The organism is Enterobacter cloacae complex sp. S2, from assembly GCF_015159675.1.
Taxonomy (GTDB): domain Bacteria; phylum Pseudomonadota; class Gammaproteobacteria; order Enterobacterales; family Enterobacteriaceae; genus Enterobacter; species Enterobacter intestinihominis.
This window is the reverse complement of sequence record NZ_JADDTS010000019.1, coordinates 167,390-180,928: the sequence shown is the minus strand read 5'-3', so window position 1 is coordinate 180,928 and position 13,539 is coordinate 167,390. Positions and strand designations below refer to the sequence as shown.

General features: G+C 54.1%; 11 protein-coding genes. 8 read left to right on the top strand and 3 right to left on the bottom strand.

Annotation, left to right across the window (positions count from 1 at the left end):
• The first annotated feature begins 245 nt into the window (after positions 1-245).
• Both pyrD and zapC read left to right on the top strand, forming a co-directional pair.
• Positions 246-1,256, top strand: coding sequence for a quinone-dependent dihydroorotate dehydrogenase (pyrD, locus tag IPZ49_RS11065; protein WP_023299739.1), 1,011 nt, complete (start codon positions 246-248; stop codon positions 1,254-1,256).
• A gap of 166 nt (positions 1,257-1,422) precedes the next feature.
• On the top strand, positions 1,423-1,965 hold the full coding sequence (gene zapC, locus IPZ49_RS11060; protein ID WP_023299740.1) for a cell division protein ZapC: 543 nt from the start codon (positions 1,423-1,425) through the stop codon (positions 1,963-1,965).
• Here zapC and IPZ49_RS11055 read toward each other — a convergent pair.
• Positions 1,962-3,071 (bottom strand): YcbX family protein, encoded by a 1,110-nt coding sequence (locus tag IPZ49_RS11055; RefSeq protein WP_022647649.1) that lies wholly within the window; start codon positions 3,069-3,071, stop codon positions 1,962-1,964. The two genes, zapC and IPZ49_RS11055, sit on opposite strands and share 4 nt — an antisense overlap.
• A 98-nt stretch (positions 3,072-3,169) precedes the next feature.
• On the opposite strand from IPZ49_RS11055, the gene rlmKL reads away from it, so the two are divergent.
• The 6 genes from rlmKL to rmf all read left to right on the top strand — a co-directional run bounded on the left by rlmKL (position 3,170) and on the right by rmf (position 11,095).
• Positions 3,170-5,278, top strand: coding sequence for a bifunctional 23S rRNA (guanine(2069)-N(7))-methyltransferase RlmK/23S rRNA (guanine(2445)-N(2))-methyltransferase RlmL (gene rlmKL / locus IPZ49_RS11050; RefSeq protein ID WP_063146214.1), 2,109 nt, complete (start codon positions 3,170-3,172; stop codon positions 5,276-5,278).
• Positions 5,279-5,290: 12 nt separating this feature from the next.
• Positions 5,291-7,198 carry an ABC transporter ATP-binding protein gene (locus IPZ49_RS11045; protein ID WP_045308863.1) on the top strand — a complete coding sequence of 636 codons (1,908 nt, stop codon included), beginning with the start codon at positions 5,291-5,293 and terminating at the stop codon, positions 7,196-7,198.
• A 13-nt stretch (positions 7,199-7,211) separates the two neighbouring features.
• Entirely contained in the window at positions 7,212-8,465 is a 1,254-nt protein-coding gene (gene pqiA / locus IPZ49_RS11040; RefSeq protein ID WP_022647652.1) for a membrane integrity-associated transporter subunit PqiA, read from the top strand.
• 4 nt (positions 8,466-8,469) lie between these two features.
• Positions 8,470-10,110 (top strand): intermembrane transport protein PqiB, encoded by a 1,641-nt coding sequence (gene pqiB, locus IPZ49_RS11035; protein ID WP_022647653.1) that lies wholly within the window; start codon positions 8,470-8,472, stop codon positions 10,108-10,110.
• Positions 10,107-10,673, top strand: coding sequence for a membrane integrity-associated transporter subunit PqiC (gene pqiC / locus IPZ49_RS11030; protein ID WP_022647654.1), 567 nt, complete (start codon positions 10,107-10,109; stop codon positions 10,671-10,673). The genes pqiB and pqiC overlap by 4 nt, the downstream gene beginning before the upstream one ends.
• A 254-nt stretch (positions 10,674-10,927) precedes the next feature.
• On the top strand, positions 10,928-11,095 hold the full coding sequence (rmf, locus tag IPZ49_RS11025; protein WP_003858162.1) for a ribosome modulation factor: 168 nt from the start codon (positions 10,928-10,930) through the stop codon (positions 11,093-11,095).
• A 71-nt stretch (positions 11,096-11,166) separates the two neighbouring features.
• On the opposite strand, the gene fabA is transcribed toward rmf, so the two are convergent.
• Positions 11,167-11,685, bottom strand: coding sequence for a bifunctional 3-hydroxydecanoyl-ACP dehydratase/trans-2-decenoyl-ACP isomerase (gene fabA / locus IPZ49_RS11020; protein WP_000227926.1), 519 nt, complete (start codon positions 11,683-11,685; stop codon positions 11,167-11,169).
• Positions 11,686-11,753: 68 nt separating this feature from the next.
• Positions 11,754-13,514 (bottom strand): Lon protease family protein, encoded by a 1,761-nt coding sequence (locus tag IPZ49_RS11015; RefSeq protein ID WP_023305819.1) that lies wholly within the window; start codon positions 13,512-13,514, stop codon positions 11,754-11,756.
• Positions 13,515-13,539 lie beyond the last annotated feature (25 nt).

Here is a 13,539-nt window from a genome sequence, read left to right as displayed (position 1 = left end):
GCTCCTTATAACTAATTGTTTGCTTTTATCTAACATTCATAACAATTTTCAGGAGTGTGACATTGCGTGGTTATTCCACTAAATGATTTATCCTCAGGATGAATGCAGAAAAAAGCATAAGAAGCGAACCGATAAGTAAACGATTGCGTTTTACATGGCTTTTTTTGCCACAGGTCAATTCCCTTTCCGGGCGGGATCGCACATAATCCCCTCCCGGTTTGCACACCGGGAATCCAGGAGAGTTCATGTACTACCCCTTCGTTCGTAAAGCCCTTTTCCAGCTCGATCCTGAGCGCGCTCATGAATTTACATTTCAGCAGTTACGTCGTATTACAGGAACGCCTCTGGCCGCGCTGGTGCGTCAAAACGTGCCGGAAAAACCTGTCCAATGCATGGGCCTGACGTTCAAAAATCCACTGGGCCTTGCGGCCGGTCTGGACAAAAATGGCGAATGCATTGATGCACTCGGCGCGATGGGCTTTGGCTCGATCGAAATCGGGACAGTGACGCCGCGTCCGCAGCCGGGAAATGACAAGCCACGTCTGTTCCGCCTGGTTGAAGCCGAGGGGCTGATCAACCGCATGGGCTTTAATAACCTTGGCGTCGATCATCTGGTTGAGAACGTTAAGAAAGCCCATTTTGATGGTGTGCTGGGTATTAATATTGGCAAAAATAAAGACACGCCAGTCGAGCAGGGTAAAGATGACTATCTGATTTGTATGGAAAAAGTCTATGCCTATGCCGGTTATATCGCGGTGAATATATCCTCGCCTAACACCCCAGGGCTGCGTTCATTACAATATGGCGAAGCGCTCGACGATCTTCTTGGCGCCATTAAAAATAAACAAACGGCACTACAGGCGATCCACCATAAATATGTTCCGGTCGCGGTTAAGATCGCCCCGGATCTTTCGGCAGAGGAATTGATCCAGGTTGCCGACAGTTTAGTTCGCCATAATATTGATGGTGTGATTGCGACCAATACCACGCTCGATCGCTCCCTCGTCCAGGGAATGAAAAACTGTGACGAAGCGGGTGGATTAAGTGGCCGTCCGGTACAATTAAAAAGCACCGAAATTATTCGCGCACTCTCCGCGGAATTAAAAGGCCAGCTGCCGATTATTGGCGTGGGTGGCATTGACTCCGTCATCGCTGCACGTGAGAAGATGGCGGCAGGGGCTTCACTGGTGCAAATTTATTCCGGCTTTATTTTTAAAGGGCCGCCATTGATTAAAGAAATTGTCACGCATATCTAATCTTTTCTCTTAATCAGACAACCAGGGCTTTATTTCCAGCCCTGGTTGTTTTATATTCCGTCATTGTTGCTTATTTAGACATTATAGTCTTTTATTACTAGTGTTATAAGCGAAGCGGCAAACAGGACATTTTTAGTACAGGACGTTTTGGGGACGGGAGAGAAACATGCGAATTAAACCTGACGATAACTGGCGCTGGTATTTTTGTGACGAGCATGACCGTATGATGCTCGACTTAGCCAATGGCATGTTGTTTCGCTCTCGTTTTGCGCGCCGAATGTTAACGCCAGACGCGTTTGCTCCCTCAGGCTTTTGCGTTGACGACGCTGCACTCTATTTCTCTTTTGAAGAAAAATGCCGCGACTTCAATCTCTCCAAAGAACAGCGCGCTGAACTGGTACTAAATGCGCTGGTGGCGATCCGTTTCCTGAAACCACAAATGCCGAAAAGCTGGCATTTCCTCGCGCACGGTATGAGCTGGACCCCGGCTATCGGCGATGCGGCCAGCGTCAATCTGAGCGATACCGAAGAAGAGGTGAATCTGCTGGTGGTTGAACCCGGTGAAAACGCTGCGCTCTGTTTGCTGGCCCAACCCGGCGTGACCATTGCCGGGCGAGTCATGCAGTTAGGTGATGCCATCAAAGTGATGAATGACAGGCTGAAGCCTCAGCTGCGCGTCGATTCCTTCAGCCTCGAACAGGCGGTTTAAGCTTCCAGCTGTACGGATGTTTTCGGTACACAGCTACAGCACAGGATCGTGCCGTCACTGCCAATCGCAGATTTCTTCAGGGCACTCACTTCACCATCGACCAGTTTAATGCGACAGCATCCACAAATCCCCGCGCGACAGGAATAAGGTACGCGGATACCCGCCTGCTCCAGCTGTTCCAGTAGCACCTGCTGATTGTTACCACGAATAACTTTGCCTTCCCAGTGAATATCCACCGCGGAAGCGACGTTGGTGACAACGTCAACCATTTCTTCTTCCTGGCCTGCGCCGTACACTCTTGCAGGCCCGCGGGTAAGAATTTCGACCTCGTCGCCCACGCGGATTACGCCGCTGGAGCGGGGGATCAGGTTCTGGCCGAAGTCGACATCACCGTTATCCTGCGCGGTACGAAATGACTGCAAGGTTTTCAGCGGTTCGCCGGAAGGGTGTTTCTGGCCTTTCTCCGGGCTGACGGTGGTAAAAATACAGCGGCTGCACGGCTTCACGACATCAAAGATAACGCTGCCGATGCGGATCACTTTCCAGGTATCTTCATCCCAGGCATCCGCTCCGGTCACCACCAGATTCGGGCGAAACTGCTCCATCTGCACGCTGGCTTTGCAACGGGTTTGTAAATCACGCAGCGAGGCCTCGCTGGTCAGCAGGAAGGGAAAACCATCCGCAAAGGAGAGGGGAACCGCGTCGTGGCGTTTCACGCGACGAGTCAGCGCAGGCCCAACCCAGCGCAGCTGAACGTCACGTGAGAAAAAGCCGCTCAGCCACTGGTTAATGTTATCCGGCGCGATACGCGCGGTAAAATGATTGCCCCACACTTCCGTTGGCGCTTCAACCGGCGCAAAATCAGCAAAGCGGATCACGACGCTTGAACCGTCTGGCGCGGTCAAATGCAATCCGTCATGAAGCGGGGAAGGCGTAAAGCGAACCATCTGCGGGAACTGACGTGCGGTGATGAACGTACCGTCAGGCTCGGTGATCATAAAAATACGATCGAAGGCGAATCCGCTCATATCGGCCAGCGCGTGCGTCACGCCGATACCACGCATGGATTTCACCGGATGAATAAAAAGCCTGGATAACGTCGCCACTGCACACTCCCGCTAAATAAAATAAGCCTTCAACTTTATGACATACACGCCATATTAGCTATAATGCGCGACAATTTTCTATGAGTAAAAGTGACGATATGAATTCTCTGTTTGCCAGTACGGCCCGTGGGCTGGAAGAGCTGTTAAAAACTGAACTGGAAACCCTGGGCGCGAAAGAGTGCCAGGTGGTTCAGGGTGGTGTCCATTTTGAGGGCGACACGCGGCTTATTTACCAGAGCCTGATGTGGAGCCGTCTGGCGTCGCGCATCATGCTGCCGATGAAAGAGTGCAAGGTCTACAGCGATCTTGATCTCTACACCGGTGTACAGATGATCGACTGGACAGAGATCTTCACCCCGGACGCCACCTTTGCGGTGCATTTCAACGGCGTCAACGATGAGATCCGCAACAGCCAGTACGGTGCCCTGCGCGTCAAAGACGCCATTGTGGACTGCTTCACGCGTCGTAATAAAGAACGTCCGAACGTTGATCGTGAAAGCCCGGATCTGCGTATCAACGTCTGGCTGAACGGCGACACTGCCAGTATTTCCCTGGATCTGAGCGGCGCAGGCCTGCATCTGCGCGGCTATCGCGATCGCACCGGCATGGCCCCAATCAAAGAGACACTGGCCGCCGCTATCGTGATGCGCTCCGGCTGGCAGCCGGGTACGCCGCTGCTCGATCCAATGTGCGGTTCCGGTACGCTGCTGATTGAAGCCGCGATGCTGGCCACCGACCGCGCGCCAGGGCTGCATCGTGGACAGTGGGGCTTCAAAGGCTGGGCGCAGCACGATGAAGCCCTCTGGAAAGAGGTCAAAGACGACGCGCAGACCCGTGCCCGTAAAGGGCTGGCGGAGTACACCTCTCACTTTTACGGTTCGGACAACGACCCACGGGTGATTGAACGCGCGCGCAGCAACGCCCGTCGAGCCGGTATCGGTGAGCTGGTGACCTTCGACGTCAAAGATGTGGCGAACCTGACCAATCCGCTGCCAAAAGGCCCGTACGGTACGGTGATCAGCAACCCGCCTTATGGTGAGCGTCTTGGCAGCGAGCCAGCGCTGATTGCGCTACACAGCCTGCTGGGCCGCAACATGAAAGCGCATTTCGGCGGCTGGAACCTCTCCCTGTTTAGCGCCTCGCCGGAGCTGCTGAGCTGCCTGCAATTACGTGCCGATCGCCAGTTCAAGGCGAAAAACGGCCCGCTGGACTGCGTGCAGAAAAACTACCATCTGGCAGAGATAGCAGCGGACAGCAAACCGTCTGGCGTGGCGGAAGATTATGCCAACCGTCTGCGCAAAAACCTGAAGAAATTTGAGAAGTGGGCGAAGCAGGAAGGCATCGAATGTTATCGCCTTTACGACGCTGACCTGCCGGAATACAACGTGGCGGTTGACCGCTATGCAGACTGGGTGGTGGTTCAGGAATACGCCCCGCCGAAAACCATTGATGCGCAAAAAGCGCGTCAGCGTATGCTGGATGTGATTGCGGCCACCATCGCCGTACTCGGCATTTCGCCAAACAAGCTGGTGCTGAAAACCCGTGAGCGTCAGAAAGGCAAAAACCAGTATCAGAAGATGGGCGAGAAGGGCGACTTCATCGAAGTGGGCGAATATAACGCGCGCCTGTGGGTTAACCTGACCGATTACCTTGATACCGGTTTGTTCCTCGATCACCGCATCGCCCGCCGCATGCTGGGCCAGATGAGTAAGGGCAAAGACTTCCTGAACCTGTTCTCCTATACCGGCAGCGCCAGCGTTCATGCAGGGCTTGGTGGGGCGCGTAGTACCACCACGGTCGATATGTCCCGTACTTATCTGGAGTGGGCAGAGCGCAACCTGCGTCTTAACGGCTTAACCGGTCGTCAGCATCGCCTGTTACAGGCCGACGTGCTGGGCTGGCTGCGCGATACCGACGAGCAGTTTGACCTTATCTTTATCGATCCGCCGACCTTCTCTAACTCCAAGCGTATGGAGGATAGCTTTGACGTTCAACGCGATCACCTGCGCCTGATGACCGACCTGAAGCGTCTGCTGCGTAAAGGCGGCACCATTATGTTCTCGAATAACAAGCGCGGATTCCGCATGGATCACGACGGCCTGGCCGAACTGGGACTTAAAGCACAAGAAATCAGCCAAAAAACGCTGTCTCAGGACTTTGCCCGTAACCGTCAAATCCACAACTGCTGGCTGATCTCCGCGGTCTGAAAGGAAAAATAAATGTCTTTAATTAGTATGCACGGCGCGTGGCTCTCTTTCAGCGACTCACCGCTTCTCGATAATGCAGAGCTGCATATCGAAGATAACGAGCGCGTCTGTCTGGTCGGCCGTAACGGCGCAGGTAAATCGACGCTGATGAAAATCCTCAACCGTGAGCAGGGGCTGGACGACGGCCGTATTGTTTACGAGCAGGATCTGGTCGTCTCTCGTCTGCAACAGGATCCGCCGCGTAACGTTACCGGCAGCGTGTACGATTTTGTGGCCGAAGGGATTTCAGAGCAGGCGGAATACCTCAAGCGCTACCACGAGATTTCGCATCTGGTCATGACCGACCCGAGCGACAAAAATCTCAACGAACTGGCAAAAGTGCAGGAGATGCTCGATCACCACGGCCTGTGGCAGCTGGAAAACCGCATTAACGAAGTGCTGGCTCAGCTTGGCCTGGAAGCGGATATGGAGCTGTCGGCGCTCTCCGGCGGCTGGCTGCGTAAAGCCGCGCTGGGCCGTGCCCTGGTGAGCGGGCCCAGGGTACTGCTGCTGGACGAACCAACGAACCACCTGGATATCGAAGCGATTGACTGGCTGGAAGGGTTCCTGAAAACTTTCAATGGCACCATTATCTTCATCTCCCACGACCGTTCGTTCATCCGCAACATGGCCACGCGCATTGTCGACCTCGACCGCGGCAAGCTGGTGACCTATCCGGGCGATTACGATACCTATCTGCTGGAGAAAGAAGAGAACCTGCGCGTGGAAGAGCTGCAAAACGCCGAGTTCGACCGCAAGCTGGCGCAGGAAGAGGTATGGATCCGTCAGGGCATCAAGGCGCGTCGTACCCGTAATGAAGGCCGCGTTCGCGCCCTGAAGGCGATGCGCCGCGAACGTAGCGAACGCCGTGAAGTCATGGGTAGCGCCAAAATGCAGGTGGAAGAGGCGTCCCGCTCGGGCAAGATTGTCTTCGAAATGGAGAACGTGAGTTATTCGGTTGACGGCAAAGTGCTGGTGAACGATTTCTCCGCACAGGTTCAGCGCGGCGACAAAATTGCGCTTATTGGTCCAAACGGCTGCGGCAAAACCACGCTGTTGAAACTGATGCTGGGCCAGTTGCAGGCCGACAGCGGTCGTATTCACTGTGGTACCAAGCTGGAAGTAGCGTACTTTGACCAGCATCGCGCAGAGCTGGATCCGGACCGTACGGTGATGGACAACCTCGCAGAGGGTAAACAGGAGGTGATGGTTAACGGCAAGCCGCGTCACGTGCTGGGCTACCTTCAGGACTTCCTGTTCCACCCAAAACGCGCCCTGACGCCTGTGCGCGCGCTGTCCGGCGGTGAGCGTAACCGTCTTTTACTGGCGCGCCTGTTCCTGAAACCCAGTAACTTACTGATTCTCGATGAACCGACGAACGATCTGGATGTCGAAACGCTGGAACTGCTGGAAGAGTTGATTGATGGCTATCAGGGAACCGTGATGCTGGTCAGCCACGATCGTCAATTTGTCGATAACACCGTGACCGAGTGCTGGATCTTCGAAGGCGAAGGACGTATCGGTCAATATGTGGGCGGCTATCATGACGCGCGTGGACAGCAATCGCAGTCGCTGGCGCAAAAACAGGCGAAGACCAAAAATGTCGCTGAACCTGTTGTTGTGAAAGCAGAAACTGTCAAAAAGTCTCCTGCTAAAATGAGCTATAACTTGCAGCGCGAGCTGGAAGGACTGCCGCAGCGTCTGGAAGAGCTGGAAGCGGCACTGGAAGCACTGCAAATTCAGGTCGCTGATGCGTCATTCTTTACGCAGCCTCACGACTATACTCAGAAAGTATTGGCTGAACTCTCCCAGGCCGAGCAGGCGCTGGAAGAGGCATTTGAGCGCTGGGAGTACCTTGAGTCTCTGAAAAACGGCGCATAAACAGGGATAATCTATGTGTGACCAGCACCATGCCGATCGGCATATTTTATGCTCGCAATGCGATATGCTCGTGGCGTTGCCAGAGCTTGGTCACGGACATAAGGCTGCCTGCCCGCGCTGCGGAGCTACGCTGACGACCGAGTGGGACGCGCCAAGGCAGCGTCCTACGGCTTACGCACTGGCAGCCCTGTTCATGTTACTACTCTCCAATCTCTTCCCTTTCATCTCTATGAAAGTGGGCGGGATGGTAAGCCAGGTGGAGTTACTGGAAATTCCAGGCGTGATGTTCTCGGAAGATTACGCCAGCCTTGGCACCTTCTTTCTTCTGTTCGTGCAGATAGTCCCGGCTTTTTGCCTGGTCGTCATTCTGCTACTGGTCAATCGCGTCAGGATGCCCACCGCCCTTAAAATCAAACTCGCGCGGATCCTGTTCCAGCTGAAAAGCTGGGGGATGGCGGAAATTTTTCTGGCGGGTATCCTGGTCAGCTTCGTGAAGCTGATGGCCTACGGCGATGTGGGGATTGGCAGCAGCTTTATTCCGTGGTGTCTGTATTGCGTGCTGCAACTGCGCGCTTTCCAGTGCGTGGACCGACGATGGACCTGGGACGATATTGCCCCGGCACCGACGCTCTCGCAGACGGTAAAGGTGGGCGTACCGGGTATCCGTCAGGGGCTGCGCTCCTGCTCCTGCTGCACCGCCGTGCTGCCCGCGGATGTCGAGGTGTGTCCCCGCTGTGAAACAAAAGGTCACGTCCGACGCAAAAATAGCCTGCAATGGACCATGGCGCTGCTGGTGACCTCTGTCATGCTTTATCTGCCCGCCAATATTTTGCCGATCATGATCACCGATCTGCTCGGCGACAGAATGCCCTCGACCATCCTTGCCGGGGTGATTTTGCTGTGGAGCGAAGGGTCATACCCTGTTGCAGGCGTCATATTTCTCGCCAGCATTATGGTTCCGACCTTAAAGATGATTGCCATTGCCTGGCTTTGCTGGGATGCAAAAGGGCACGGTAAGCGTGACAGTGAGCGCATGCATCTGATTTATGAGGTCGTGGAATTTGTTGGCCGCTGGTCGATGATTGACGTGTTCGTGATTGCGGTTCTCTCAGCGCTGGTGCGTATGGGTGGGCTGATGAGTATTTATCCCGCTATGGGAGCGCTGATGTTTGCTTTGGTCGTCATTATGACCATGTTTGCGGCCATGACCTTCGACCCTCGTTTATCGTGGGATCGTGAGCCCGATTCAAGCCATGAGGAAGAGTAAGAGCATGGAAAATAAGAGTGGAGAGGCTAAAGTGCAGAAGGTCAGAAACTGGTCGCCGGTGTGGATTTTCCCCATCGTGACCGCGCTGATCGGTGCATGGATCCTGTTTTATCATTACAGCCATCAGGGACCGGAAGTCACGCTAATTACCACCAATGCAGAGGGAATTGAGGGCGGAAAAACCACCATCAAGAGCCGCAGCGTGGATGTGGGTGTCGTGGAAAGCGCGACCCTGACGGATGATTTAACCCATGTTGAAATTAAGGCCCGCCTGAATGCTGGCATGGAAAAACTGCTCCATGAAGATTCCGTTTTTTGGGTGGTGAAACCGCAGGTCGGAAGAGAAGGGATCAGCGGCTTAGGGACGCTATTGTCAGGGGCTTACATTGAACTCCAGCCCGGCAATAAAGGCGCCCAGCCAGCAAACTATCAGTTGCTGGATTCACCGCCGCTTGCGCCACCGGATGCAAAAGGGATCCGCGTCATTCTGGACAGCAAAAAAGCGGGCCAGCTCTCGCCGGGCGATCCGGTGCTGTTCCGTGGGTATCGTGTCGGTTCGGTTGAAACGAGCACCTTCGATCCGCAAAAACGGACCATCAGCTATCAGCTATTTATCAATGCGCCTAATGACCGACTGGTGACCAGTAACGTTCGTTTCTGGAAAGACAGTGGGATCGCTGTGGATCTCACCTCTGCGGGGATGCGCGTTGAGATGGGTTCACTCACCACGCTGTTTGGTGGGGGCGTCAGTTTTGACGTGCCGGAAGGTATAGATCTGGGACAACCGGTGGCGGAAAAAACCGCCTTCAGACTGTTTGACGATCAAAAAAGCATTCAGGATGCGCTCTATACCGATCACATCGATTATCTGATGTTCTTTAAGGACTCTGTACGCGGCTTGCAGCCAGGAGCGCCAGTTGAGTTCCGCGGTATCCGTCTGGGTACAGTGGGGCAAGTGCCTTACTTTGTTCCGGGACTCAAGCAAATGCTTGATGATGATTATCGTATTCCGGTGCTGATACGCATTGAGCCTGAGCGTTTAATTAACCAGATAGGTGAAGATCAGGATATTGGGGAGCATATCAGCGACCTGATGAATCGCGGTCTGCGTGGCTCGCTGAAAACCGGCAACCTGGTGACAGGGGCGTTGTATGTCGATATGGACTTCTATCCAAAAGCGCCACCTATGACGGGAGTCCGTGAATTTGGCGGCTACAAAATCATTCCTACGGTCAGCAGTGGCCTGGCGCAGATCCAACAGCGTCTGATGGAAACGCTGGATAAGATCAACAATCTGCCGCTGAATCCAATGCTTGAGGCTGCGACGGGATCACTGCATCAGAGCCAGGCGACGATGCAACGTCTGCAAACCACCCTGGATAATATCAACAAGATCACGGCCAACCAGTCCATGCAGCAACTGCCGCAGGATATGCAGAAAACGTTGCGTGAACTGAATCGCAGTATGCAGGGCTTCCAGCCGGGCTCAGCGGCCTACAACAAGATGGTGGCGGATATGCAACGTCTTGATCAGGTTTTACGCGAGCTACAGCCCGTTCTGAAAACGCTCAATGAAAAGAGCAACGCGCTGGTGTTTGAAGCGAAAGATAAAAAGGATCCTGAGCCTAAGAGGGCGAAACAATGAAAAAATGGCTAATCATCGCAGGCGCACTGGTATTAACGGCCTGTAGCTCTGGAAGCGATAACAAAAGCTACTACCAGCTGCCGTTAAGCGCGCAGTCGGGGGCGCAGAGCAGTGCCTCGCAGGGCAGCCGTCTGCTGTGGGTTGAGCAGGTTGCCGTGCCAGATTACCTGGCGGGCAACGGGGTGGTCTACCAGACCAGCGATGTGCAGTACGTAATCGCCAACAATAACCTGTGGGCCAGCCCGCTGGATCAGCAGCTACGCAATACGCTGGTGGCGAATCTGAGCAGCCAGCTCCCCGGTTGGGTCGTTGCCTCGCAGCCTCTGGGAAGCGATCAGGACACTCTGAATGTTAACGTGACGGGATTCCATGGCCGCTATGATGGTGCCGTTGTTATCAGCGGGGAGTGGCTGCTGAATCACCAGGGTCAGCTGATTAAGCGTCCTTTCCATCTTGAACTCAAGCAGCAGAAAGATGGCTATGACGAAATGGTGAAAGTACTTGCGCAGGGATGGGCACAGGAGTCGGCTACTATAGCAAGAGAGATTTCCCGCCTGCCATAAGTAAAATTCATCGACGAAAGCCGCACTCAGCTTCTTGCTGATTGCGGCTTTTTTTTCGTTTTACGTTCAGGTTGTTACTTGTCCCGCATCACACTTTTTGTACAAACGATCTTCCATGTAGCTCACAAATATGACACCCGTATGAATTTTGAACGTTGACGCTGACGCAGATTCGGGGTATTCGTTAACTGTGCTTGCACATATTGCAACCACTGTTTTCTTTCCACCAGACAAAAGAATGAGGGAAACGAGGCATGAAGAGACAGAAACGAGATCGCCTGGAAAGGGCTCATCAACGTGGTTATCAGGCTGGCATCGCCGGACGTTCTAAAGAAATGTGTCCCTATCAGGCCCTGAATCAAAGGTCCCAATGGCTAGGGGGCTGGCGAGAAGCCATCGGAGACAGGGCAGTACTTGCTTGATACCGTCTCTTTAAAAAGAAACCTCCGCAATGCGGAGGTTTCGCCTTTCTGGAAGGGGCTAAAAGCCGTTATCAGAAAGCGGAGGTATCCTGGAACAGACCCACTTTCAGGTCGTTCGCGGTATAGATCAGACGACCATCAACCAGCACTTCACCGTCCGCCAGGCCCATAATCAGACGGCGGTTAACGATGCGTTTGAAATGGATACGGTAGGTGACTTTCTTCGCGGTAGGCAGAACCTGACCGGTGAATTTCACTTCGCCTACGCCCAGCGCACGGCCTTTGCCTTCACCGCCAAGCCAGCCCAGATAGAAGCCAACCAGCTGCCACATAGCATCGAGGCCCAGGCAGCCAGGCATTACCGGATCGCCAATAAAGTGGCAACCGAAGAACCACAGGTCCGGGTTGATATCGAGTTCTGCTTCTACGTAACCCTTATCAAAGTTGCCGCCGGTTTCGGTCATTTTCACGACACGGTCCATCATCAGCATATTTGGGGCTGGTAACTGCGGGCCTTTCGCGCCAAACAGTTCACCGCGACCAGAGGCAAGAAGGTCTTCTTTAGTATAGGATTCGCGTTTATCTACCATGTTCTCAGTAAGCCTTATTTTAGTGAAGGACGCAGGATAGCTAACACGTGTACGCTGAACAAGTCCGATCAGTTCGCACTAAACCAACTTAACCAGCGTAACGGCCACGGATAACGATGACGAGCATCCTGCTGTGTCGCCTGAGCTATACGTTCCTGAATGGTCTGCATCAGGGTTGTCTGGCCTTCGCCGTCCCAGACCAGGTTTGTCAGTAAGGGTAGTGCATCCTCAACCCCTTCGATGGCCCAGACAGTGAATTGTTCCTGCTCTACCGCATCCAGAATCGCCTGGCTCAGGCTCAAATGGCGAGCGTTAGGTGCCGGAATAATCACGCCCTGTTTGCCGTTTAAACCGCGCTGCTGGCAGATTGCGAAGAAGCCTTCGATTTTCTCATTCAGTCCGCCCACCGGTTGGGCACGGCCAAACTGATCCACGGACCCGGTAATCGCAATATTCTGGTTAATCGGCACGTCTGCAAGCGCGCTGATCACGGCGCACAGCTCTGCCATTGAGGCGCTGTCGCCGTCGACTTCACTGTAGGACTGCTCAAAGGTCAACGAGGCAGAGAAGGGGATCTGCTGCTCGAGCTGAAGTTCAGACATCAGGAATGCCTGCATGATCATCATGCCTTTGGCATGAATGTTTCCGCCCAGTTCGGCCTTGCGTTCGATATCGGTAAATTCGCCGTCACCAATGTGTACGACACAGCTGATACGGGAAGGCTCACCAAAGGCGCGTGGGTGCCCGGGGAACTCGATGACGGACAAGGCATTGATTTGCCCGATACGTTCGCCTTCGGTCTCCACCAGAATCTGTTCAAGCAGAATTTCATCCTGCATACGGTCAGCAAGATAGCCTTCGCGCCATTCACGCTGGGCCAGCATCTGGCTCAGTTGCTCACCGTTGAACGTACCGTTGCCGCTGATAACGCCCACTTCACGCAGCTGTTTGCCGATCCAGAGCGGACAGAGCGGCAGGGTTTCCTGATCGCCGGTGTAGCGTACGGCCTCTCGGATTAAGCCCGGCCACGCATCCTCGGCAGGTGAGGGCAGCGCGAAACGTTCCGCCACGGCCATAACCCACTGACACCACTGCGCCATGTCATCGGCATCTGCAATCTGAATATTGTCTTCAAATTCGCTGTAAACCGCCTGCTCCGCGAGTTCTGGCTCCATTTCCTGGAAGTCAGCCAGGGATTCACGGTCACCCGTCAGCACGACGGTCAGCGACAGCGGCATAGACGGAATGGAAACAGGCAGAGGACGTGACTCGTCGAAGCCTACCCAGTCAAAACGTTGCTGCGTCACCACCGTTTTCAGGCGCATCCACAGCAGCGGCTGCGCAAGCAGTGTGCGAAGGGAGATGAGCAATACGCCGCCATTCGCGCGGTGTACCAGCCCGGGTTGCAGTGAAACATCGCCATTGAACTGACGAAGGCAGCCGAACAACTGTTCTGCTTCCACCCAGTTGGCGGTGATCACCTCGCCTTTTGCAGCGAACAATCCATCTGCCTGCGTGGCAGGTTCGAATGTCACGTCGCGACCGGCAATATGATACTGACCACCAAAAACGGCATTCGTTTTTGGCTGCAACTGGCGCATGGCATCACCGAGAAGCGTCAGATACTCGGCTTCTTCCGGGGCTTTGAGCAGCATGAAAGGAGATGTAGCCCATGGGGATGACATCTGCTCCAGCGCGTAATGCAAACGCGGTTGTGTCTCGCTAAGTATGAATTTGTGTTCTTTTGTGAGGTCTGGCTGTGCAAACAGCTCCTGATAGCTCTCGGTATCCGGAACCAGGTCACGCCATGCAAGTTTCGTAATGGTCAAAGTTGATGTTTTTTAGTCAGAAGTA